A 609-nucleotide genomic window follows, 5' to 3' on the forward strand; every position below is an offset into this window, starting at 1 on the left:
CTCTTTCAACCCGCGCCGCGCCGGCCTCGTCGTCGAGAAGCCAGGCGGCGGCCAGCAGGCCGGCGGGCTCGCTGATCGCGTGGTTGTTGTCCTGAGCGCGGGCATAGCTGGCGGTGGCGGCGATGCGCACGGCATGGATCGTCAGGAAGGCGCGCGCCGCCGGCGAGGGCTTCTGGCCGGCCAGGACCAAGGCCAGGCCCAGATGCAGGATGCGAAGCGCCGCCTCCTGCCCGCAGGCCCAGTTCGGCCCGCGATAGGGCGGGTTGGCCGCCCACCATTCTCTCCAGCTGTCTTCGAGCGCGGCCTGGTGGCCCTCGGCGGGCCAGAGGCGGAAGGCCTGGACCCGCAGCGGCAGCCAGGCGAATCGATTCGCCTCCCAAACCGGGCGGATATCGCCAGGGGTGAACAGGTCGAGGCCGAGCGCCGGCGCCGCGGGATCGAAATTTCCATGACTGACGATGCGGGGCAGCGCCGTCAGCGCCGCGCGCAGCCGCGCCCGGGCGGCCGCATCCAGCGCCGGGGCGTCGCCCGAAAAACCATCTGGAAACAAAGGGGTGTCGGGGACGGCCGGCGGTTCGGCCAGCGCGCGCCGGGGCAGGCCCGCGGCCA

1 pseudogene is annotated in these 609 nt (G+C 73.4%); it reads right to left on the bottom strand.

The features are described 5' to 3' along the window. Nucleotides 1–609, bottom strand: a pseudogene (locus tag BKE38_RS30090) (heparinase); the annotation flags it as partial.

The sequence above is a fragment of the Teichococcus deserti genome (assembly GCF_001982615.1).
Taxonomy (GTDB): domain Bacteria; phylum Pseudomonadota; class Alphaproteobacteria; order Acetobacterales; family Acetobacteraceae; genus Pseudoroseomonas; species Pseudoroseomonas deserti.